A 409-nucleotide genomic window follows, 5' to 3' on the forward strand; every position below is an offset into this window, starting at 1 on the left:
ATGATGACGCGGGATTTGATGGAGACGATGGCAGCCTAGGGGAATCGCGAGGAGTTGGCGCGGAGCGGTGGCTGTTCAGGCGAAGCAAATACAGATTTGCGGCGTGGCGTGGAAGTCGCGTGCTTTAATGCCGATATTGCTCATCGGCGGAATTTTGATGGCGCGAGCTACGACTTCAATGATCAGTTGCTGCCGGTCGGATCGTCGTTCTGGGTTCATCTGGCGACGAGGTTTCTCGCGCAGAAGTGAGTGCCCGGAGTTAGCTTGACTTGATGTAAAAAAGCCGCCCCTTCAAGGCGGCTTGTTCTTCCGGGCTTCGCAGCCCCCTGCCCGCCATTTGCCGCCCGAAACGCCGAAACCCCGGCCCTCCACGATGGGAGAGGCCGGGGTTCCGGTTTGCAGCATAAGA

The 409-nt window shown here is 58.7% G+C and carries 1 pseudogene; it reads left to right on the plus strand.

Features of this window, described 5'->3' with window-relative positions:
• Positions 1 to 126 precede the first annotated feature (126 nt).
• Positions 127 to 249, plus strand: a pseudogene (locus U5805_RS31880) (amidohydrolase); the annotation flags it as partial.
• Between the last annotated feature and the right edge of the window lie 160 nt (positions 250 to 409).

Origin of the sequence: Paraburkholderia sp. J41 (assembly GCF_905220235.1) — a bacterium.
Classification (GTDB): Bacteria; Pseudomonadota; Gammaproteobacteria; order Burkholderiales; family Burkholderiaceae; genus Paraburkholderia.